General features: G+C 66.4%; 21 protein-coding genes. 17 read left to right on the forward strand and 4 right to left on the reverse strand.

All coding sequences use genetic code 11. The annotated features are described in order from the left end of the window. Positions 1–74: 74 nt before the first annotated feature. The 10 genes from atpB (at position 75) to CH42_RS04350 (ending at position 8,872) form a co-directional block, all read left to right on the forward strand. Positions 75–899, forward strand: a complete 825-nt coding sequence (gene atpB / locus CH42_RS04305) for a F0F1 ATP synthase subunit A (protein ID WP_156322460.1) — start codon at positions 75–77, stop codon at positions 897–899. 51 nt (positions 900–950) lie between these two features. Then, on the forward strand, positions 951–1,178 hold the full coding sequence (gene atpE, locus CH42_RS04310; RefSeq protein WP_010157574.1) for an ATP synthase F0 subunit C: 228 nt from the start codon (positions 951–953) through the stop codon (positions 1,176–1,178). Positions 1,179–1,217: 39 nt separating this feature from the next. Beyond that, entirely contained in the window at positions 1,218–1,769 is a 552-nt protein-coding gene (locus CH42_RS04315) for a F0F1 ATP synthase subunit B (RefSeq protein ID WP_053351959.1), read from the forward strand. Next, entirely contained in the window at positions 1,769–2,545 is a 777-nt protein-coding gene (locus CH42_RS04320) for a F0F1 ATP synthase subunit delta (protein WP_053351960.1), read from the forward strand. The genes CH42_RS04315 and CH42_RS04320 overlap by 1 nt, the downstream gene beginning before the upstream one ends. A gap of 54 nt (positions 2,546–2,599) precedes the next feature. Next, a complete protein-coding gene (gene atpA / locus CH42_RS04325) occupies positions 2,600–4,228 on the forward strand; it encodes a F0F1 ATP synthase subunit alpha (protein WP_053351961.1) in 1,629 nt (542 codons plus the stop codon). A gap of 81 nt (positions 4,229–4,309) precedes the next feature. Continuing rightward, the gene (locus CH42_RS04330) at positions 4,310–5,200 is read left to right on the forward strand and encodes a F0F1 ATP synthase subunit gamma (protein ID WP_053351962.1); all 891 of its coding nucleotides are present in this window, start codon (positions 4,310–4,312) and stop codon (positions 5,198–5,200) included. Between the two features lie 22 nt (positions 5,201–5,222). Continuing rightward, positions 5,223–6,683, forward strand: a complete 1,461-nt coding sequence (atpD, locus tag CH42_RS04335; RefSeq protein WP_053351963.1) for a F0F1 ATP synthase subunit beta — start codon at positions 5,223–5,225, stop codon at positions 6,681–6,683. 2 nt (positions 6,684–6,685) lie between these two features. Next, entirely contained in the window at positions 6,686–6,943 is a 258-nt protein-coding gene (locus tag CH42_RS04340; RefSeq protein WP_053351964.1) for a F0F1 ATP synthase subunit epsilon, read from the forward strand. An 84-nt stretch (positions 6,944–7,027) separates the two neighbouring features. Then, the gene (locus CH42_RS04345; RefSeq protein ID WP_053351965.1) at positions 7,028–7,828 is read left to right on the forward strand and encodes a YaaA family protein; all 801 of its coding nucleotides are present in this window, start codon (positions 7,028–7,030) and stop codon (positions 7,826–7,828) included. A gap of 30 nt (positions 7,829–7,858) precedes the next feature. Continuing rightward, on the forward strand, positions 7,859–8,872 hold the full coding sequence (locus CH42_RS04350; protein WP_053351966.1) for a PP2C family protein-serine/threonine phosphatase: 1,014 nt from the start codon (positions 7,859–7,861) through the stop codon (positions 8,870–8,872). 95 nt (positions 8,873–8,967) lie between these two features. Here CH42_RS04350 and CH42_RS04355 read toward each other — a convergent pair whose 3' ends face one another. Further along, complete coding sequence (locus CH42_RS04355; protein ID WP_053351967.1) at positions 8,968–10,338, reverse strand: aminotransferase class III-fold pyridoxal phosphate-dependent enzyme; 1,371 nt, start codon at positions 10,336–10,338, stop codon at positions 8,968–8,970. Positions 10,339–10,387: 49 nt separating this feature from the next. Between CH42_RS04355 and CH42_RS04360 the strand changes: the two genes are divergently transcribed. From CH42_RS04360 to rsmA, 4 genes are read left to right on the forward strand one after another with little or no spacing between them, the layout of a single operon-like run. After that, a complete protein-coding gene (locus CH42_RS04360; protein ID WP_053351968.1) occupies positions 10,388–10,861 on the forward strand; it encodes an OsmC family protein in 474 nt (157 codons plus the stop codon). A gap of 57 nt (positions 10,862–10,918) precedes the next feature. Further along, a complete protein-coding gene (gene metG / locus CH42_RS04365; RefSeq protein WP_053351969.1) occupies positions 10,919–12,505 on the forward strand; it encodes a methionine--tRNA ligase in 1,587 nt (528 codons plus the stop codon). Further along, a complete protein-coding gene (locus tag CH42_RS04370; RefSeq protein WP_082309287.1) occupies positions 12,502–13,425 on the forward strand; it encodes a TatD family hydrolase in 924 nt (307 codons plus the stop codon). Before metG ends, CH42_RS04370 begins: the two co-directional genes overlap by 4 nt. Beyond that, positions 13,422–14,330, forward strand: a complete 909-nt coding sequence (rsmA, locus tag CH42_RS04375) for a 16S rRNA (adenine(1518)-N(6)/adenine(1519)-N(6))-dimethyltransferase RsmA (RefSeq protein ID WP_053351970.1) — start codon at positions 13,422–13,424, stop codon at positions 14,328–14,330. The genes CH42_RS04370 and rsmA overlap by 4 nt, the downstream gene beginning before the upstream one ends. On the opposite strand, the gene CH42_RS04380 is transcribed toward rsmA, so the two are convergent. Then, positions 14,320–14,808 carry a MarR family winged helix-turn-helix transcriptional regulator gene (locus tag CH42_RS04380; RefSeq protein ID WP_053351971.1) on the reverse strand — a complete coding sequence of 163 codons (489 nt, stop codon included), beginning with the start codon at positions 14,806–14,808 and terminating at the stop codon, positions 14,320–14,322. The genes rsmA and CH42_RS04380 overlap by 11 nt on opposite strands. 4 nt (positions 14,809–14,812) lie before the next feature. Continuing rightward, positions 14,813–16,519, reverse strand: coding sequence for an MDR family MFS transporter (locus tag CH42_RS04385; RefSeq protein WP_053351972.1), 1,707 nt, complete (start codon positions 16,517–16,519; stop codon positions 14,813–14,815). A gap of 184 nt (positions 16,520–16,703) precedes the next feature. Here CH42_RS04385 and CH42_RS04390 point away from each other — a divergent pair, with 184 nt between their 5' ends. From CH42_RS04390 to CH42_RS04400, 3 genes are all read left to right on the forward strand, one after another. Next, positions 16,704–17,630, forward strand: a complete 927-nt coding sequence (locus CH42_RS04390) for a 4-(cytidine 5'-diphospho)-2-C-methyl-D-erythritol kinase (RefSeq protein WP_053351973.1) — start codon at positions 16,704–16,706, stop codon at positions 17,628–17,630. Between the two features lie 90 nt (positions 17,631–17,720). Further along, a complete protein-coding gene (locus CH42_RS04395; RefSeq protein WP_053351974.1) occupies positions 17,721–18,404 on the forward strand; it encodes a DsbA family oxidoreductase in 684 nt (227 codons plus the stop codon). A gap of 49 nt (positions 18,405–18,453) precedes the next feature. Beyond that, positions 18,454–18,654, forward strand: a complete 201-nt coding sequence (locus CH42_RS04400) for a hypothetical protein (protein WP_053351975.1) — start codon at positions 18,454–18,456, stop codon at positions 18,652–18,654. A gap of 147 nt (positions 18,655–18,801) precedes the next feature. Here CH42_RS04400 and CH42_RS04405 read toward each other — a convergent pair whose 3' ends face one another. Continuing rightward, the gene (locus tag CH42_RS04405) at positions 18,802–20,706 is read right to left on the reverse strand and encodes a lipase family protein (protein WP_239683935.1); all 1,905 of its coding nucleotides are present in this window, start codon (positions 20,704–20,706) and stop codon (positions 18,802–18,804) included. Positions 20,707–20,752: the final 46 nt, after the last annotated feature.

Raw genomic sequence — 20,752 nt, forward strand, 5'->3', positions numbered from 1 at the left:
CTGTGCCTACGACGCCCCGGGGTATGACCACCGTTCGACACTGTGCAGGCTGATGCCGCACCGAAGTCAGGAGAATGGCGCTGTTCGCTAACGCTTTGCACCTCGTGGCCCCCGTCTTTTTCGCGGCCGAAGAGGGTGAATTCCACGCGCCGACGATGGCCGAGTTCTTCCCCGACATCGTGCTCTTCGAAGGCACCCCGTTTGCCATGAACCGGATCATGATGATCCGCGTCCTCATGATGGTCGTGCTGCTCGTCCTGTTCTGGCTGGGCACCCGCCGCATGCGAGTCATCCCAACCCGTGGCCAGTCGCTCACGGAGATGGCGCTCGACTTCGTGCGCGTCAACATCGCCGAAGACCTGCTGGGCAAGAAAGACGGCCGTCGCTTCCTGCCGATCCTCACTGCGATGTTCTTCTCGATCCTCGCGCTGAACATCACCGGCATCGTGCCCGGCCTGAACATCGCCGGCACGTCGGTCATCGGCTATCCGCTGGTGCTCGCCGTCGTCTCGTACGTCACGTTCATCTACGCAGGCGTCAAGAAGAGCCCCGGCAACTTCTTCAAGAACGCGCTGTTCCCCTCGGGTGTGCCCAAGGCGATCTACATCATCGTCACCCCGATCGAGTTCATCTCGACCTTCGTCATCCGTCCGGTCACGCTGACCCTCCGACTCCTGATGAACCTGCTCGTCGGCCACCTGCTGCTCGTGCTGCTGTTCGCAGCGACGCAGTTCTTCCTCTTCTCGGGCGAGGGCTTCTTCAAGCTCTTCGGCGTCGGCACCTTCGCCTTCGGTGCAGCGTTCACGCTCTTCGAGATTCTCGTCGCCGTTCTGCAGGCCTACGTCTTCGCACTTCTCACCGCCGTCTACATCCAGCTCGCGCTGGCTGAAGAGCACTAAACCCACGGGTTCGGCAACCGCCGCACTCACATACGGAAGGAAACACATACCGTGTCTGTTCTCGCTGAAATCTCGGGCAACATCGCAACCGTCGGTTACGGCCTCGCCGCTATCGGCCCCGCCATCGGCGTGGGTATCGTCGTCGGCAAGACCATCGAGGGTGTCGCTCGCCAGCCCGAGCTCGCCGGCCGCCTCCAGGTCCTCATGTGGATCGGTATCGCGTTCACCGAGGCCCTGGCCTTCATCGCGATCGCAACGCCGTTCATCTTCGCCGCGTAACCCGATTCCACCTTTCCCTAGTCTCGAAAGGGAGGCTCGATGAATAACGCAGTCTTCGTTGCTGCGGAAGAGGGCGCGAACCAAAACCCGCTCCTCCCCGCGACGTACGACATCGTGTGGTCTGCGGTCGTCTTCGTCATCATCCTCGTCGCGTTCTGGAAGGTCTTCCTCCCCAAAATGCAGACGATGCTCGATGCACGTGCAGAGGCGATCGAGGGCAACATCGCCAAGGCCGACGAGGCTCAGGCGAAGGCCGAAGCCGCACTCCAGGAGTACACCGCGCAGCTCGCCAGCGCACGCCAGGAAGCCGGCGAGATTCGCGAGTCGGCTCGCCTCGATGCGAACAAGATCGTCGCCAAGGCAAAGGACGACGCGACGACCGAGCAGGCCCGCATCGTTCACGCGGCGCAAGCGCAGATCGAAGGCGAGCGCCAGAGCGCGGTCGTCTCGCTCCGCAAGGACGTCGGCTCGCTCGCGATCGACCTCGCCTCGAGCGTGGTCGGCGAATCGCTCTCCGATGATCAGAAGGCTTCGGCGCTCGTCGATCGCTTCCTCGCTGATCTCGAAGCATCAGAGAAGGCGGCACAGTAATGGGCAGCGCGTCACGCGAAGCACTGGCTCAGGCGCGCACCGCGCTGGGAGCCGGACTCGACTCGAACGCCGGGAGTGAGCTGCTCGCAGCGGCTCGTCAGATCGCGGGGAGCCCTGCGCTCGCTGCGGCGCTCGGCGACGCCTCGGCCGATGTGCAGGCCAAGACGCAGGTGGTCGAGCGGCTGTTCAGCGGTCTCTCCGCTGGCGCGCGCTCTGTTCTCGCCGCAGCCGTTCAGGGACGCTGGTCGAATGTCGACGAGTTCGTCTCGGGCGTCGAAGAGCTGGGGATCCGCGCCGTGGGCGCGGCGAACCCGACTCTCTCGGACGATCTGCTCGCGGTGGTCGACGTGATCGACCGCAACCACGATCTGCAGCTCAGCCTCGGCAGCAAGCTCGCTGAACCCGCTGGGAAGGCCGCACTCGTGCAGCGTCTCTTCGGAGGCAAGACCTCGGAGGCCGCGCTCGCCGTGGTCTCGCACCTGGTCACCAGCCCGCGCGGTCGTCGTCTCGATGCGACGCTGCGACAGGCTGCGCACACCGCGGCCGACCAAGCCGGAAGCGAACTCGCGACGGTGACCGTCGCCGCGCCGCTCTCTGCTGCGCAGCAGGATCGCCTCGCTCGAGCTCTCGAGCAGTCCGCCGGACGCCCGGTGCGCATCACCACAGTGATCGACACCGAGCTCGTCGGCGGCATCCGCGTGCAGGTCGGTGACAACGTCATCGACGGTAGCGTCCGTGCCCGACTCGACGATCTGCGCCAGCAGCTCGCCGCGTAGCGACAACTTTTCACACCCGGGGGCGGCGCTTCCGGAACAGACAGAGGAAACGAAATGGCAGAACTCTCAATCAGCCCGGACGAGATCCGTAACGCGCTGAAGGATTTCGCAGCGTCCTACGAGCCGACCGACGCTGGCAAGACTGAGGTCGGCACTGTGGTCGACGCCTCCGACGGCATCGCGCACGTCGAGGGCCTCCCCGGCGTCATGGCGAACGAGCTCGTTCGCTTCGCCGACGGCACCCTGGGCCTTGCCCAGAACCTGGAAGAGAACGAGATCGGCGTCGTCGTGCTCGGCGAGTTCACCGGCATCGAAGAGGGCCAGCAGGTCACTCGCACCGGTGAGGTGCTCTCGGTTCCCGTGGGCGAGGGCTACCTCGGCCGCGTGGTCGACCCGCTGGGCAAGCCCATCGACGGTCTCGGCGAGATCGCGGGCATCGAAGGCCGTCGCGCACTCGAGCTCCAGGCCCCGGGCGTGATGCAGCGTAAGTCGGTGCACGAGCCCCTGCAGACCGGCATCAAGGCGATCGACGCCATGATCCCTGTCGGCCGCGGTCAGCGCCAGCTCATCATCGGCGACCGCCAGACCGGTAAGACGGCCATCGCGATCGACACGATCATCAACCAGAAGGCCAACTGGGAGTCGGGCGACACCACCAAGCAGGTGCGTTGCATCTACGTCGCCATCGGCCAGAAGGGCTCGACCATCGCTTCGGTGAAGGGCGCGCTCGAGGACGCCGGCGCGATGGAGTACACCACCATCGTCGCTTCGCCCGCATCTGACCCCGCAGGCTTCAAGTACCTCGCTCCCTACACCGGTTCGGCTATCGGCCAGCACTGGATGTACGCGGGCAAGCACGTTCTGGTGATCTTCGATGACCTGTCGAAGCAGGCCGAGGCATACCGCGCCGTGTCGCTGCTCCTTCGCCGTCCGCCGGGACGCGAGGCATACCCGGGCGACGTCTTCTACCTGCACTCGCGTCTGCTGGAGCGTTGTGCAAAGCTCTCTGACGAGCTCGGCGCAGGTTCGATGACCGGTCTCCCGATCATCGAGACGAAGGCCAACGACGTCTCGGCGTACATCCCGACCAACGTGATCTCGATCACTGACGGCCAGATCTTCCTCCAGTCCGACCTCTTCAACGCGAACCAGCGCCCCGCTGTCGACGTGGGCATCTCGGTGTCCCGCGTGGGTGGCGACGCTCAGGTGAAGTCGATCAAGAAGGTCTCGGGCACGTTGAAGCTCGAGCTCGCGCAGTACCGTGCGCTCGAGGCGTTCGCAATGTTCGCTTCGGACCTCGACGCGACCAGCCGCAAGCAGCTCGCTCGAGGTGCTCGCCTCACCGAGCTCCTCAAGCAGCCGCAGTACACGCCGTACCCGGTTGAAGAGCAGACCGTGTCGATCTGGGCCGGCACGAAGGGCTTCCTCGACGAGGTTCCGGTTGAAGACGTGCTGCGCTTCGAGCGCGAGTTCCTCGACTACCTCGGGCGCAACTCGGAGGCACTGTCGAAGCTTCGCAGCACCAACGTGCTCGATGACGACATCGTCGCCGAGCTCGAGAGCCAGATCGCGAAGTTCTCGAGCGAGTTCCGCACCTCGAGCGGTAAGACGCTTGCGGAGCAGTTCGACGCTATCGACGAAGCCGAGATCCAGCAGGAGCAGCTGGTCGTCACCAAGAAGTAGGGGCTCCGGGGCGGCGGTATGAGCCGCCGCCCCGATCCCGAACCTTGATCACCAGCCAGCCCCAACCACTACAGGAGAGACATGGGAGCGCAACTTCGGGTCTACCGGCAGAAAATTCGTTCTGCCCAGACGACCAAGAAGATCACCCGTGCGATGGAGCTGATCGCGGCATCTCGCATCCAGAAGGCGAAGGCACGCGTTGAGGCTTCGACGCCCTACGCCACGGCGATTACTCGCGCCGTGTCGGCCGTCGCCACGCACTCGAACACCGATCATCCGCTGCTCACCGAGGCCGACAAGGTCGAGCGCGCAGCGGTCGTCATCTTCACGTCGGACCGCGGCCTCGCCGGTGCCTTCAACTCACAGGTGCTGCGTGAAGCCGAAGAGCTGAGCGAATTGCTTCGTTCCGAGGGCAAGGAAGTCGTGTACTTCCTCTTCGGGCGCAAGGCGCAGGGCTACTTCGCGTTCCGTCGCCGCCCTTCGGAGCGCGTCTGGACCGGAGACACCGAGAACCCGACGTTCGAGACGGGTGCCGAGGTCGCGGAAGCACTGCTCGAGATCTTCGGTCGCTCAGCGGCCGAGGGTGGCGCGCAGGAGATCCACCTTGTCTACAACCGCCTCGTGAGCATGGTCAGCCAGGTGCCCCAGGTGCACCGTCTGCTGCCCCTGCAGATCGTTGAGGGTGTCGCCGAGGCCACTGATGGGCCGGCACCGCTGTACGAGTTCGAGCCGGACGCAGATACCGTGCTCGATCGCCTGCTTCCCGCATACATTGAGTCCCGTGTGTACAACGCGATGCTCGAGTCGGCGGCCGCGAAGCACGCAGCGACGCAGAAGGCGATGAAGTCCGCGAGCGATAACGCAGATTCGCTGATCCGGGATTACACCCGCCTCGCGAACAACGCGCGTCAGGCGGAGATCACCCAGCAGATTTCCGAGATCGTGGGCGGCGCTGACGCGCTGTCCGGTTAATACAGCACGAAGAGAGAGAATCATGACCGAAACCGCCGCAGTGGCGACTGAGGCCACCAAGGTTGTCGGGCGGATCGCTCGAGTTACCGGGCCCGTCGTCGACATCGAGTTCCCCCACGATGCCATCCCCGCCGTATACAACGCACTCGAGACCACCGTCGATTTCGGTGATGGCACCGAATCGTCGAAGCTCGTGCTCGAGGTTGCCCAGCACCTCGGCGACAACCTCATCCGCGCCATCGCGCTGAAGCCCACCGACGGCCTCGTCCGTGGCCAGGAAGTGGTCGACACCGCTGGTCCGATCAGCGTTCCCGTCGGCGACATCACCAAGGGCAAGGTCTTCGACGTTGCCGGTAACGTGCTGAACCTGCCCGAGGGCGAGACCATCGAGGTCACCGAGCGCTGGGGCATCCACCGCACCCCGCCGGCATTCGATCAGCTCGAGTCGAAGACCGAGCTCTTCGAGACCGGCATCAAGTCGATCGACCTTCTGACCCCCTACGTGCAGGGTGGAAAGATCGGTCTGTTCGGTGGCGCCGGTGTGGGCAAGACCGTTCTGATCCAGGAGATGATCCAGCGCGTGGCGCAGGATCACGGTGGTGTGTCGGTGTTCGCCGGTGTCGGCGAGCGCACCCGTGAGGGCAACGACCTCATCCACGAGATGGAAGAGGCCGGCGTCTTCGACAAGACGGCCCTCGTGTTCGGCCAGATGGATGAGCCGCCGGGAACGCGTCTGCGCGTCGCACTGTCGGCACTGACCATGGCGGAGTACTTCCGCGATGTGCAGAAGCAGGACGTGCTGCTCTTCATCGACAACATCTTCCGCTTCACGCAGGCCGGTTCCGAGGTCTCGACGCTGCTCGGCCGCATGCCCTCCGCTGTGGGCTACCAGCCGAACCTCGCCGACGAGATGGGCATTCTCCAGGAGCGCATCACCTCGACCCGCGGTCACTCGATCACCTCGCTGCAGGCGATCTACGTCCCCGCGGACGACTACACCGACCCGGCTCCGGCCACGACGTTCGCGCACCTCGATGCGACGACCGAGCTCTCGCGTGAGATCGCATCGAAGGGTCTGTACCCCGCGATCGATCCGCTGACCTCGACCTCGCGTATTCTCGACCCCCGTTACTTGGGCGAGGATCACTACCGCGTGGCGACCACGGTCAAGGCGATTCTGCAGAAGAACAAGGAGCTCCAGGAGATCATCGCGATCCTCGGTGTCGACGAGCTCTCCGAGGAAGACAAGATCACCGTCGCGCGTGCGCGTCGCATCCAGCAGTTCCTCTCGCAGAACACCTACATGGCGAAGAAGTTCACCGGTGTCGAGGGTTCGACGGTTCCCCTCAAGGAGACCATCGAGTCGTTCGACGCCATCGCCAAGGGTGAGTTCGACCACGTGGCCGAGCAGGCCTTCTTCAACGTCGGCGGTATCTCCGACGTCGAAGAGAACTGGGCGAAGATGCAGAAGGACCTGGCATAAGCATGGCGTTGAACGTCAGCGTCGTCTCGGCTGAGCGACAGGTCTGGGCGGGCGAAGCCTCCCAGGTCATCGCGAAGACGGTCGAAGGCGAGATCGGCATCCTCACGGGTCACGAGCCGCTCCTTGCTCTGCTCGCGCAGGGCGAGGTGCGCGTGACCACCGCAGGTGGCGAGAAGGTCTCGGTCGAGGCAGAGGGCGGTTTCCTCTCGGTCGACCACGACACGATCACCATCGTCGCGGGTCGCGCCACCGTCGCGTAACCCGATATCACCACACTGAGGCCGACCGCCCTCCTTCGGGAGTGGCGGCCGGCCTCACGTGTGTGCACTCCAGAAAGGTTCTCCATGCTCCTCCTGCTCCCACCGTCGGAGACGAAGCGCACCGGTGGATCCGGCGCGTTCGATCCGACCGCGCTGCGTCACGCCGAATCCTTGCGCTCAGCGCGGGAACGTGTGCGCGGTGCGCTGGAAACGGTGAGCAGCGACCCGGAGAGCGCCGTCAAGGCGCTGAAGCTCGGCGTGAAGAACCGCGATGAGGCGCAACGCAATCTCGAGCTCGAGTCGAGCGGGGTGCTCCCCGCGATCGAGCGATACACCGGAGTGCTCTACGACGCGCTTGATGTTGCGTCGCTCGACGCGGACGCGCGCGCGTGGCTGCATGCGCACGTCGCGGTGCAGTCCGCGCTGTTCGGATTGATCGGTGCGGGCGATCCGATCCCGGCGTACCGACTTTCCGCGAGCTCGCGGCTCCCAGCGCTCAGCGCGCCCATGAAGCGGATCTGGACTGAGGCGCATGAGCATGCGGGGTGGCACGCGGAGAGTGACTTCATTCTCGATCTCCGTTCCCAGGACTACGCCGCGCTCGCACCGTTGCCGGAAGGCGCAGGCTGGTTCTTGCACGTTGCCCAACGTGCGGAAGACGGTGAAGTGCGCGCGCTCAACCACTTCAACAAGTCGGCGAAGGGGGATCTCGTGCGTCGGCTCGCCACGTCGGCCGCGCGCATCGACGACATTGACGGGCTGCTCGTCTGGGCGGTTGCCCAGCAACTGGAGATGCAAATCGACGCCGCACATGCCGTCGTGACCCTGGTCACCGACCATGGTGCTCCTGGCCGGGACGCCGTGCGCGCGTCAGAGGCAGGGTAGTATGGCTCGGGTGTCTATGAGAGGGAAGCTGTGACGGCTCGCGGAGAGAACGGCGTTCGACGTCGTCTGAACTACCGCGCCGGCGGCGACCTCGAACTCGAGCTCTCGTGGTTCGCGCTGACCGATGTCGGTCGCAGGCGCGAAACGAACCAGGACAGCTACGTGACCACGCCGCCGGTGTTCGCGATCGCCGATGGCATGGGCGGGCACTCCGCGGGTGAAATCGCGTCGGCTGCCGTGGTGCGGCGGCTTGCCGAACTCGGCGGAAGAGAAACGGTTTCCGAGACCGACATCGATGACACCCTCGGAGATGCGGTCGACGATATCGAGCTCGACGCCGGCGACACCGAACTGGGTGCTGGAACGACGGTCACCGGTGTCGTGCTCGGCACTGACGCCGACCCGACCTGGAAAGTCTTCAACATCGGGGATTCCCGGGTCTACCAGTACTTCAAGGGCGCGTTGAGTCAGATCACCGTGGATCACTCGGTCGTGCAGCACCTGATCGATACGGGTGCGATCACCGAAGAAGAAGCCGAAGTGCACCCGCACGCGAACGTGATCACCCGCGCGGTGGGGTTCAATGAGGCACCGATTCCCGATTACACGTCGCTCGCGCTGATTCCCGGCCAGCGGTTGCTGATCTGCTCCGATGGGCTCACCAAAGAGCTCACCGATATCGGCATCCAGCACTTCCTTGCGACTGAGCCGACCGCCGAGGCTGCCGCTCGGGCGCTCGTGCATCACGCGCTCGATAACGCTGGTCGCGACAACGTCACGGTCGTCGTGATCGACGTGCACGCAGTGGGCGATGTCGTCGACACGGGCAGCCTCGCCGGCTCCGGCATTGAACTCGAAGATGCGCCGGTGCCAGAGACCCCTGTGGCGGACGACGACACCGTGTCCGCTCCCGAACGCGATGGCGCGGAATCGGCCGAAGCCGGCCCAGACGCACCTGATGCAGAGGTCGACGTCGCAGATGAGGAGCCGGCCGATACCGAGCCCGTGATCCTCCCGGATACTCCGACGGCTGAGCGGGCCTAGCCAGCACTCACCCCGCAGCCCGGGCTGCACTACTTCGAAAACGATAGAGCGCCCCGAGCCATGATCGGCTCGGGGCGCTCAATCGTCAACCGGGGTTACTGGCTCGCGATCGCGAATGACTCGTCGAGCACGGAGAGCACATCGGCGATGAGTTCGTCAGTGATCTTGAGCGAGGGCAAGAAGCGGATCGCCTGGTTGTGCACGCCGCTGCTGAGCAGCAGCACGCCGCGCTGCGCCGCCGCATCGATGACGCGGGCGACGAGTTCGGCGTCAGGCTCGAGCGTGCCGGGTCGCGTCACCTCGATGGCGAGCATCGCGCCCTTGCCGCGCACCTCGGCGATTGAGGGGAAACGCTGCTGCAGTTCGCGCAGGCCGCCCCCGAAGTTGGCCTCGATGCGGCGTGCCTCTGCGAGCAGGTCGAGCTCTTCGATCTGTTCGAACACGGCGACGGCCGCGGCGCACGACACCGGGTTGCCGCCGAAGGTTCCGCCGAGCCCGCCGGGCTGCGAGGCATCCATGATCTCGGCGCGACCGGTGATGCCGGCGAGCGGGAGGCCCCCGGCGATGCCCTTGGCCGAGAGCACGATGTCGGGGACGACGCCGAACTGCTCGATCGAGAAGACGGAGCCGGTGCGGGCCATGCCGGCCTGCACCTCGTCGGCGATGAACACGATGCCGTTCGCGCGGCACCACTCGGCGAGCGCCGGGAGGAACCCATCGGCGGGCACGATGAAGCCGCCCTCGCCCTGGATGGGCTCGACCACGAGGCAGGCGAGATCGGATGCGCCGGCCTGCTTCTCGAGGTAGGCGATCGTGCGCTTCGCGGCGTCGACGCCGCTCAGACCGTCGTGGAGGGGGTACGAGTTCGGTGCTTTGTAGATATCACCGACGCGGGGGCCGTAACCGAGGGCGTAGGGCGCGGCCTTGTGGTTCATGCTGCTCGTGAGGAGCGTGCGGCCGTGATACGCGTGCTCGAGCACGGCGACGCCAGGGCGGCCGGTGAACTTGCGTGCGATCTTCACGCCGTTCTCCACGGCTTCAGCACCCGAGTTCATGAGCAGGGTCTTGTACGGTGCGGCAGCGGTCGAACCCGGTACGTGCTTCGCGAGGTGCTCGGCAACGGCGACGTACGGCTCGTACGGCGTCATGGTGAAGAGCGTGTGGGTGACATTCTGGAGCTGCTCGGTCGCGGCAGCCACCACGCGGTCGTCGGTGTGCCCGATCGTGGTGACGCCGATGCCGCCGCACACATCGATGATCTGGTTGCCGTCGACATCGACCAGGATCGAGTCGTGGGCGCGCTCGATGTAGACGGGCAGCACGCTGTGCACTCCGGGCGGCACCACGGCGCGACGTCGCTCATGGATCTGCTGCGAGCGGGGGCCGGGGATCGCGGTGCGCACGAGGCGCTCCTGCGGCACGGAGGATTCGGTGCGGACTGCTGCGGTGCTGGTCGCTGAACTCATGGAGTCGATCCTACTCTCGCGTGTCGGGGGTTCCGTTTAGTCTGGACGCATGAAGGATCTGCACGAGTACCGGGTTGGCATCGAGTGGACGGGCAACCGGGGGAGCGGCACCAGCGGCTATCGGGAGTACGGGCGCGAGCTCCTCGTCCATGCCGACGGTAAAGCGGCGCTGGAGGCGTCCGCAGATCCGACATTCCATGGCGATCGGGATCGCTGGAATCCCGAAGAGCTGCTCGTCACCGCGCTCGCGCAGTGCCATATGCTCTCCTATCTGCACATGGCGGTGCGCGCCGGGGTCGTGGTGACCGCGTACACCGACGCTGCGACGGGAACGATGCGGCAGAGCGGCGTCGGGGGTGCGTTCGAAGAGGTGGTGCTGCATCCGCGTGTCACCGTCACCGACGCTTCGATGGTCGAGGCGGCTCGCGCGGCGCACGCCGATGCCTACGCAGCGTGCTTCATCGCCAGCTCCGTGAACTTCCCCGTGCGCCATGAACCCGAGATCATCGTGGCATCTGCGTAGTGCACCACCGAGCCGCGCGGACCGCCGGCTCCGCTGCTTCCCAATAGAATGGAACTCATGGCCAACCCCTCCCCGTTCTACCTGACGACCCCGATCTTCTACGTCAATGACGCTCCGCACATCGGGCACGCCTACACCGAGGTAGCCGCCGACGTGCTGGCTCGCTGGCACCGGCAGTCGGGTGACGACACGTGGTTCCTCACGGGTACCGATGAGCATGGTCAGAAGATCCTGCGCACGGCGACCGCGAACGGGGTCGCACCGAAGGAGTGGGCCGATCGACTCGTCGAATCGTCGTGGAAGCCGCTGCTCGATCTCATCGATATCTCGAACGACGACTTCATTCGCACGACGGATGAGCGCCACGAAGCGGGCGTCGCGAAGTTTCTGCAGAAGCTTTACGACGACGGCCACGTCTACGCGGGCGAGTTCGAAGCGCTGTACTGCGTCGGCTGCGAAGAGTTCAAGCCGAAGAGTGAGATCGTCGACGGCACGGGCGAATTCGAGGGCCAGAAGGTGTGCGCCATCCATTCGAAGCCGCTCGAACTGCTCCAGGAGAAGAATTACTTCTTCAAGATGAGCGCATTTCAAGATCGTCTGCTCGCGCTCTATGAGGAGCGCCCCGATTTCGTGCAGCCGGCCAGTGCGCGCAACGAGGTCATCGCCTTCGTGCAGCAGGGGCTCGAGGATCTCTCGATCTCGCGCACCTCGTTTGACTGGGGCATTCCGATTCCGTGGGACGCATCGCACGTCACGTACGTGTGGTTCGACGCGCTGCTTAACTATGTGACCGCGATCGGGTACGGCCAAGACGACGCCGAGTTCGATCGCCGTTGGCCCGCGAACCACCTCGTCGGCAAAGACATCCTGCGCTTCCACGCCGTGATCTGGCCCGCGATGCTGATGGCGGCCGGTCTCGAGGTGCCGAAGCACGTCTTCGCGCACGGCTGGCTGCTCGTCGGCGGCGAGAAGATGTCGAAGTCGAAGCTCACGGGCATCGCTCCGAACGAGATCACCGACACCTTCGGTTCCGACGCGTTCCGCTACTACTTCATGCGTGCCATCTCCTTCGGGCAAGACGGCTCGTTCAGCTGGGAAGACCTGGCGGCGCGCTACCAGGCCGAACTCGCCAATGGCTTCGGCAACCTCGCGAGCCGCGTGCTCGCGATGAACGCCAAGTACTTCGGCGGACGCGTGCCCGAGGCAGGGACCGAGCAGCCCGCTGACGCAGCAATTCGTGAGTTGGCCGCTACGGTTGCCGAGCGCGCAGACGCGCGCATCGAGGCATTCGTGATCCACGAGGCGATTGCTGCCGTCTGGGAGCTCGTCGACGCACTCAACGGATACATCACCGACCAGGAGCCGTGGGCGCTGGCGAAAGATCCGGCGCAGCGCGAGCGTCTCGGTACGGTGCTCTACACGGCGACCGAGGGGCTGCGCGTGCTCGCCGAGCTGCTGGCTCCAGTGGTACCGCTCGCAACTGCAAAGCTCTGGTCGGCGCTCGGCGCCGAAGCAGCACTCGGTGAACTCGATGCGCGCCCGATTCGTGAAGCGGGCATCTGGGGCGCCTTGCCCGCAGGCACTGAGCAGCACGCGCTCGCCGTGCTCTTCCCGCGCATCGAAACGGACGAGTCAAGCAAGTGAACGACGCATCCGCCGCTGTGCCGACCGGGGGAATCCGGAAGCGCACGAGCGCGAGCGGCCGCGACCTGACGCGCCCCGAACCTCCGGAGCCGCTGCCCGTCGCGATCTACGACAACCACACGCACCTCGAATTCGAAGACGGCGTCGACCAGCTCGATCCGCTCGACTCGCTCGCGCGCGCCGAGCAGGTCGGCGTTCGCGGGGTCGTGCAGGTCGGCACCGATCTTGAGACGAGCCGGTGGAGCGCACAACTTGCCGCAAGCGATCCGCGCGTGCTCGCTGCGGTCGCGCTCCATCCGAACGAGGCCCCACGCGTCGCCGCGCAGGGGCTGCTCTGCGAGCAGCTCTCCGAGCTCTCGCGTCTCGCCGCCCAGCCGCGGGTGCGCGCGATTGGCGAGACCGGCCTCGACTTCTTCCGCACCGGAGAAGACGGTCGCGAGGCTCAGATCGAGTCGTTCGAGGCGCACATCGACATCGCGAAGGCGAACGGCATCGCGCTGCAGATTCACGACCGCGATGCGCACGACGAGGTGGTGGCGACGCTGCTGCGCGTGGGGGCACCTGAGCGCACCGTGTTCCACTGCTTCTCGGGCGACACCCGCCTTGCCAAGCTCTGCAACGAGCATGGTTGGTATCTTTCCGTCGCGGGAACCTCGACGTTCAAGAACGCCCCGGCACTGCGCGAAGCCTTCGCGATCGCGAAGCCGGAGCTGCTGCTGGCGGAGACCGACGCGCCATTCCTGACGCCCGAGCCGTATCGTGGCCGCCCGAACGCGCCCTACCTGTTGCCCTACACGGTGCGCCGCCTCGCCGAGACGCTCGGAACGCCGCTCGACGAGCTGTGCGCCCTGCTCGCGGCCAACACGGAGCGCGTCTACGGCAGCTGGGACGCCGAAGTCGAAGCGCAGGCGACCGCATGAGCGCGCTCGAACACGCTCACGACGCGTCTTCGGCCGGGCTGCTCGGCCCGACGCAGGTCCGTGAACTCGCCGAGCGCCTGGGGGTCTCGCCGACGAAGAAGCTCGGGCAGAACTTCGTCATCGACCCGAACACCGTGCGCAAGATCGTGCGGCTCGCGGGCATCGAATCGGGAGCGCGCGTGGTTGAGGTGGGCCCGGGTCTCGGGTCGCTGACGCTCGGCATCACCGAGATCGGCGCTGATGTGACCGCGGTCGAAATCGATCATCGCCTCGCGGCCGAGCTTCCTGCGACGGCGCGGGCGATGCAGCCAGACGTTTTCGCTGATCCCGCGCACCCGCGCCTCCGTGTGGTGCGCAGCGACGCTCTCGAGGTCACGGCCGGCGATTTTCCGCATCCGCCTGAGCACCTGGTAGCGAATCTGCCGTACAACGTGTCGGTGCCGATCCTGATGCACCTGCTCGAACTGATTCCCGAGCTGCGCAGTGGCCTGGTGATGGTGCAGGCAGAAGTTGGCTACCGCATCGCGGCGCAGCCGGGCTCGAAAGAGTACGGGTCGCCGAGCGCGAAGGCGGCCTGGTATGGGCCGTGGCGCATCGCTGGGACGGTGAGTCGCAAGATCTTCTGGCCCGTTCCCGGCGTCGACTCGGTGCTCGTCGGGTACGAACGTCGTGAAACGCCGCGAGGCAGCGAAGCGGAACGCCGTGCCACCTTCGACCTGGTGAACGCCGCGTTCGCGCAGCGTCGCAAGATGCTGCGTCAGGCCGTGCAGCCCGTACTCGGCAACTTTGATCGCACGGTGGCGATCCTCACCGCCGCCGGAATCGACCCCCAGGTGCGTGCCGAGCAGCTCGGCATCGACGACTACGTGTCGATCGCCCGGGCAGCGGCGAACTTCACGGAGTAAGCCCCGTCGACAGCGCGTGCAGCAGTTCGGTGAAGCGCGTGATGTCGGCGACCGACCACGCGCGCATCGCGTCGCGAAGCTCATGCTCTTTCTCGCCGCGCGTGGCGGCGAGGCGCTCGGCACCGAAGTCGCTGATCGAGAGTCGGATCGACCGCCCGTCCGACGGGTCCGGTGCGCGGTCGATCAACCCGCGCTCATCGAGGTCGCGCACGGTGCGACTGAGCTGACCCTTGTCGGTCATGAGCAGCTCGGTGAGTTCCGAGAGCGACACGGTGCCGCACCGCGAGATCGAGGTCAGCACCTTGTAGGAGCCGGGGAGCATGCCCTCGCTCACCGCAGCGGCGTTCGCCACGGCCGAGCGGCGGAACTGGTTGAACAGGTCTTCGAACTCGCGCTCGAGCGCCTCGAACGCCTGCGTGCGGGCGCCGCCCCCATCGCCTGACGTGGTGATGGGGGACGGCGCCGGAGTGCGTGTCATGACGTTACCGCTCGTTCGACCGTGTCGACCGGGCTGCGTCTGCGGTTTCGCCGACCACGGGAACACTGCCCGTGGCGGTGAGCACGGCCATGCCCTCGGCAGTCGAAACAGTGGCGAGGTCGGCTTCGGCGGCCTGTGCGCGCTCGGAGTTCGTCATGCGAGTGAGCGGCGCGTTCGGCAGGAAGATGATCGCGAGGAGGCTGAGTACCGCGAACGGCACGGCGATCAAGAACGAGTGCGAGATGCCCTGTGCGTAGACGTCTTCGACGATCACTCGCACGGCCTCAGGCATCTTCGACACCTCGGGCAGTGTTCCCGATTGGAGCTGGGCGGCGACGGACGCGCCCTCCTCGCCGAGCGACTTGATCGCTGCAGCCATCTTCGCCAGGATCGAGTCCGATCCCATGAGGTCGGCGACCTTCGTCGCGAGGGCCGCACCCATCACCGAGACCCCGATGGTGCCGCCGAGGCTGCGGAAGAAGGTGACTCCCGAGCTCGCGACGCCGATCTGCTCGGGGTTCGTGGTGTTTTGCACGACGAGTACCAGGTTCTGCATGGTCATGCCGACCCCGGCACCGAGCAAGAACATGTAGAGCGAGACCAGTGCGAAGTTGGTGTCGTAGTGGATCGTCGAGAGCAGCGTCGAGCCGGCGATGAGCAGCACGGCACCGACGATCAGGTACGGCTTCCATTTGCCGAACCGCGTGATGAGGGCGCCCACACCGATCGAGGCGAGCAGCAGGCCCGCGATCATCGGGATGGTCATGATGCCCGCCTGGGTGGGGGTGGCGCCGCGCGACAGCTGCATGTACTGGCTGAGGAACACCGAGGAGCCGAACATCGCGATCCCGGTGGCGATCGAGGCGATCACGGCGAGGGTGAACGTGCGGCTGCGGAAGAGCGTCAGCGGGATGAGCGGCTCCTTCGAGCGGAGTTCGACGATGATGAAGAGCACGGTCGACACGATGGCGCCACCCACCATGAGCACCGTGGTCAGGCTCCACCAGTCGTAGTCCTTGCCGGCGTTGGTGACCCAGATGAGCAGCAGCGACACGGCCGCCGAGAGCAGCACGATGCCGAAGTAGTCGATGCTGGTGCGCTTTGCGGGGCGTGTCGGCAGATGCAGCGTCTTCTGCACGATGATCAGTGCGGCGACGGCGAAGGGGAGAGCGACGAAGAAGTTCCAGCGCCAGTTGATCGAGTCGGTGATAACGCCACCGAGCAGCGGGCCGCCGACGGTCGACAGTGCCATCACGGCGCCGAAGAGTCCCATGTATCGTCCGCGTTCGCGCGGGCTGATGATGTCGGCCATGATCACCTGGCTGAGGGCGGCAAGGCCACCGGCGCCGACGCCCTGCACGGCGCGGAACGCGATCATGGTGCCGGGATCCTGCGAGAAGCCCGCCGCTGCGGTCGCGAGCACGAAGATCGCGATTGCGAGCTGGAACAGCACCTTGCGGTTGAAGAGGTCGGAGAGCTTGCCCCAGATTGGCGTCGAGATCGCCGTCGTGAGCAGGGTCGCGGTGACGACCCAGGTGTAGGCGGTCTGGTCGCCCTTGAGGTCGTGGATGATGACAGGGAGCGAGCTCGAGACGACGGTCGAGGCGAGCATCGAGACGAACATGCCGAGGAGGAGGCCCGACAGGGCTTCGAGAACCTGCCGGTGCGTCATCTTCGGGCGCTCCGTGTGCGCGGAAGCGGGGAGTGACATGAATTCCTGGTTTCTGTGTGCTGCGGGGTCGCGCCGGGCGGACGCGCGTCGGTTGACGTGGATCAACTGTTGACGGAGATCAACGATAGCACTTGGTTGATGGATGTCAACTAAGTGATTCGTTGGCGTGGCGAGGTGACGGAAACCGTCAAAAGAATGTTGGAGCGTGCGCTAGCGTAGGGGCATGGGTAGGAGCGGAGGGGGTCCGGTCACAGTCAGGGCTCCGGGGAAGATCAATGTCTTCTTCCGCGTTGGCGCGCTGCAAGACGATGGCTACCACGACGTCGCCTCCCTCTATCAAGCGGTCTCGCTCTTCGAAGAGGTCACGGCCGAGCACGCCGATGGTTTCTCGGTGCGTTTCGTCGGGCCCGTCGACGCATCGCAGCTGCCGTGCGACGACACCAATCTCGCGCTCATCGCCGCGAAGCTGCTTGCCGAGCGCACCGGGTACGCGGGCGGGGTGGCACTGACCGTGCTGAAGCGCGTGCCGATCGCCGGTGGCATGGGCGGCGGGTCGGCCGACGCTGCCGCCACGCTGGTCGCCTGCGATGAGCTCTGGGGCACCGGCCTGGGTCGCCACGGGCTCCTGCCGCTCGCAGCCGAGCTCGGGGCCGACGTTCCCTTCGCGCTCGAGGGCGGCACGGCCGTGGGCACGGGACGCGGTGACGAATTGAGCCCGGCGCTCGCCAAGGGCGACTTCCACTGGGTGCTCGCCATGTCCGACTCCGGCTTGAGCACTCCCGTCGTCTATCGCACCCTCGATGAGCATCGCGATCGCCACGCGCGCGATCTCGGCCCGCAGCCCGACCTCGTCAAGGTCGAGACCGCGGTGCTACAAGCCGTGCGCATCGGTGATGCGGGGTCGCTCGCCGAAGCCATGCACAACGACCTGCAGGTCGCCGCGCTCAAACTCGCGCCCGAGCTGACCGAGATTCTGGAGCTGGGGGAGTCGCGCGGCGCGCTCGCCGGCATCGTTTCGGGCTCGGGGCCGACGATCGCGTTTCTCGTCGGTACGCCCCAGGAGGCCGCGGAACTGCGCGCTGTGCTGGGGCGGCAGGGCACTCGCGCACTGACGGTCTCGGGGCCGGTGCCGGGCGCCCGCGTCATCTGAGACCGCTGAGCGGCGCCGGATCGCCGGGACTCCTCGGGCTCCGCGATCCTGAGCGGGAATACGGCGTGGCCCGCGAACGCTGCACTCGGTGTGAGTGAAACGATCCGCGTCGACATCTGGTCCGATATCGCCTGCCCGTGGTGCTACCTCGGCAAGCACCGCTTCGAAACGGCGGTGCAGGCGTTCCGCGAGCAGCACCCCGAGGTTGCCATCGAGGTGGAGAGCCACAGCTTCGAGCTCGCCCCCGATACGCCCCTCGATTTTCAGGGCAGCGAGGTCGACTTCCTGGTGAAGCACAAGCGCATGCCGGCTGAGCAGGTCGAGCAGATGCTCGGTCAAATGACCGATCTGGGTGCATCCGAAGGGGTCGAGTTCGGGTTCCACGAGGTGAAGCACGCCAACACGCAGCGCGCGCATCGCGTGCTGCACCTCGCGAAAGATCGCGGCGTGCAGGCGGCCGTGCAGGAGCGACTGTTCCGTGCGTACTTCGCCGAGGGTGAGGACATGTCCGACGCCGACGCGCTCGCGCGGCTCGGCGCCGAAGCCGGGCTCGACCCCGATGAGGTGCGCTCCGCGCTGGATGATGAGGCGTACGGAGAGGCAGTGCAGCGCGACATCACCCGCGCGCAGCAGCTCGGCATCAGCGGCGTACCGTTCTTCCTGCTCGATCAGCAGTACGGTGTCTCGGGCGCGCAATCGGCCGACGCCTTCGCGAACGTGTTCGAGCAGGTGCTCGGATTCCAGCGCGGTGCGGCACCCGCGACCGCCCAGTAACATCAGCCGTATCAGCGGCGTTCCCGTTCGAACCGCACAAGGAGTTCCCATGACTGACCAGCAGCCCACCACAGGTGCCCGCACCGACGTTGCCACGGCCCCTGAGCCAGCCGCACCCCAGTTCTCGGCCGAAGCCGGCCTCGAGGGCGCCGCGTCGTTCGCCGACGCCGAGGCCCGCGAGATTCTCAACCTGCTCGGCGACGCCGAGTCAGGCGGATCGTGCTGCGGCGGGTCCTGCTGCTCGGTGTGACCCGGCGCTGAGGCTGTAACTCCGCGCTGAGGCTCGCAGCTCCCTCGAGCGCACCCCTTTCGTGCGAGTGCACATCGTTGTGAACGGTGCACTCGCAAGAAAATGGTGCGTTCGCGAGAAAGCGGGGCGCGCCGGAGCGCTGCCCAGCTAGTCGGCGACCGAGTTCGGCAGGTCGTCGCAGTTCGGGGTCGCCGGCTTGTCGTCCCAGCGATCCAGCGTCCACTGCACGAGCTGCGGGGTGAGCGGGGAGTCCTCGGCCACGAGCGTGCCGTGATTCAGGCCCGGGTAGGTGCGGTAATCGAGCGCGACGCCCGCAGCGCAGCGGCCCTCGACGTAGTCGAGTTGCAACTGCGGCTTCACCAGCGGATCCGCGAGCCCCTGCGCCACGAGCACCGGTGCAGGGAAGGGACCATCCGGCGTCTGCTGCTTGAGCAGGTCACCGAAGGGACCCGCGAGTGCGCTGTCGGGGAAGATCTGATTGGGGACCTGGGTGCCGAGCAGGATCGCCGCGAGTCCGTCGTGCCCGCTGAAGCAGAGCTCACGAATCTTTTCGACCCCGCCGGCCGACCCCGGGGTGAGGTGCCGCTCGAGGTCGAGTTCCGGAAACACGTCGTTCCAGGTCGTCGCGATGTAGGCCGAGACCGTCTTGCCCGCAGGGTCGTTCTTGTCAGCATCTGCGAGCCCGTAGAGATTTGCCGCCGGTGCGAATGCGGCGATGCCCTTCACCGTGAGCTCGGGCGCGTACGACGCCGCTTCCTGCCCCGTCCAGAGCGCTCCTTGGCCGCCCTGCGAGTGGCCCCACACGACGGTGTCGGTGGAGAGTGCCAGGCCCGAGAGCTGCTGGGCGGCGCGCGAGGCATCGAGCACGTTCCGGGCCTCCGCCTCGCCGACGAGGTAGGGGTGCGTGCCGGCGGTGCCGAGGCCGATGTAGTCGGAGGTCACCGCCGCCCAGCCGTGCTGCGTCACCATCTCGGTGAGCGCGGCGCCGGCCCCATCTGAGAACGGGGTGGCACTGAGTGAGGGCGCACACGCCGCGACGACGCCGCTCGTACCGTGCGCGATGCTCAGCAGCGGCAGTGCCTCGCCGGTGCGGTCGGCGGGGGCGATGACGGTGCCGCTTGAGATGGCGGGGCTGCCGTCGGGGTGCGTCGTTGTGTACAAGATCTTCCACGCCTCGGCGCCCGCAGCGACGCCGGTGGTGAGCGGTTCCGAACGAATGAGCTGGCCCGGCGCGTCGGGCACCTGCGCTGCAGCCGGTGCGGCGTAGAAGGCGTCGGGCGCCGGCATCGGCACGCCGCCGAGTACGAACCCGCTGCCGAGTGCGAGCGCGACCGAAGCGACGAGCGCGATACCCGACGCGATCGTGCGCGCCCATCGCCACGGTGTGGCGAGCGCGGCGGGGCGGCGGGTCGCAGGGCTCGTTGCAGTGGCAGCAGCAGTAGCAGCAGTGCGAACCTCCCGTCGCGCGCGCACGGCGGTGATCACCGGATCGAGCAAGAGCTGCAGCCCGAGCAGTACGAGCCACGCGCCGACGCCGTAGCGGAAGAGCAGGAGGGTGAGCACGGGCCAGGAGAACGTGATGCCTCCGACGAAGACCGTTGCGAGCGCGAGGCAGATGCCGCTGACGCGATGATCGAGCGTCGCCGTGCGGTCCACGACCGCCGCGACGAGCGCCAGTGCGCCGTGCACGACGAGCGCGGATCCGGCGAGGAAGGCCAGCCACGGGGCGCCCGCGACCGGCCACGCCGCCATGACCAGGCCGACGACAATGAGCACGATCGCGCCCAGGCGCCGGGTCAGCGTCGACGTGCGCGCATCTCTCGCCGAGGCATCGCCTGCAGAGGCATCACCCGGCAGCACCGCGGCGATGCCGATCGCGACGAGACCGCAACCCGCGATGACCGCGATGCCGTGCACGGTGATCGGGGCCAGTACAAGCACCGCACCGAGCGCGACTGCAATGAGGCCGAGGGCGATCCGGAGCGGAGTGCGCACCGTGCCGAGCGTGTGAACGATGCGTGCGAGCGGTGCGGACTGAGTCGTGCGGGCCACCGGTGAGCCTTCCGAGCGGGATCCAGTGCGGATCGAGGCGGATCGC

The organism is Leucobacter musarum subsp. musarum (assembly GCF_001273845.1).
Classification (GTDB): Bacteria; Actinomycetota; Actinomycetes; order Actinomycetales; family Microbacteriaceae; genus Leucobacter; species Leucobacter musarum.

Excerpts from the sequence above, each read along its gene's own strand:
- CH42_RS04340 (WP_053351964.1), top strand. The coding sequence starts at position 6,686 with ATGGCGTTGAACGTCAGCGTCGTCTCGGCTGAGCGACAGGTCTGGGCG.
- CH42_RS04320 (WP_053351960.1), top strand. The coding sequence starts at position 1,769 with ATGGGCAGCGCGTCACGCGAAGCACTGGCTCAGGCGCGCACCGCGCTG.
- CH42_RS04380 (WP_053351971.1), bottom strand. The coding sequence starts at position 14,808 with ATGACACGCACTCCGGCGCCGTCCCCCATCACCACGTCAGGCGATGGG.
- CH42_RS04360 (WP_053351968.1), top strand. The coding sequence starts at position 10,388 with ATGAAGGATCTGCACGAGTACCGGGTTGGCATCGAGTGGACGGGCAAC.
- CH42_RS04400 (WP_053351975.1), top strand. The coding sequence starts at position 18,454 with ATGACTGACCAGCAGCCCACCACAGGTGCCCGCACCGACGTTGCCACG.
- metG (WP_053351969.1), top strand. The coding sequence starts at position 10,919 with ATGGCCAACCCCTCCCCGTTCTACCTGACGACCCCGATCTTCTACGTC.
- CH42_RS04390 (WP_053351973.1), top strand. The coding sequence starts at position 16,704 with ATGGGTAGGAGCGGAGGGGGTCCGGTCACAGTCAGGGCTCCGGGGAAG.
- CH42_RS04315 (WP_053351959.1), top strand. The coding sequence starts at position 1,218 with ATGAATAACGCAGTCTTCGTTGCTGCGGAAGAGGGCGCGAACCAAAAC.
- CH42_RS04330 (WP_053351962.1), top strand. The coding sequence starts at position 4,310 with ATGGGAGCGCAACTTCGGGTCTACCGGCAGAAAATTCGTTCTGCCCAG.
- CH42_RS04355 (WP_053351967.1), bottom strand. The coding sequence starts at position 10,338 with ATGAGTTCAGCGACCAGCACCGCAGCAGTCCGCACCGAATCCTCCGTG.
- atpB (WP_156322460.1), top strand. The coding sequence starts at position 75 with ATGGCGCTGTTCGCTAACGCTTTGCACCTCGTGGCCCCCGTCTTTTTC.
- atpD (WP_053351963.1), top strand. The coding sequence starts at position 5,223 with ATGACCGAAACCGCCGCAGTGGCGACTGAGGCCACCAAGGTTGTCGGG.
- CH42_RS04345 (WP_053351965.1), top strand. The coding sequence starts at position 7,028 with ATGCTCCTCCTGCTCCCACCGTCGGAGACGAAGCGCACCGGTGGATCC.
- atpA (WP_053351961.1), top strand. The coding sequence starts at position 2,600 with ATGGCAGAACTCTCAATCAGCCCGGACGAGATCCGTAACGCGCTGAAG.
- rsmA (WP_053351970.1), top strand. The coding sequence starts at position 13,422 with ATGAGCGCGCTCGAACACGCTCACGACGCGTCTTCGGCCGGGCTGCTC.
- CH42_RS04385 (WP_053351972.1), bottom strand. The coding sequence starts at position 16,519 with ATGTCACTCCCCGCTTCCGCGCACACGGAGCGCCCGAAGATGACGCAC.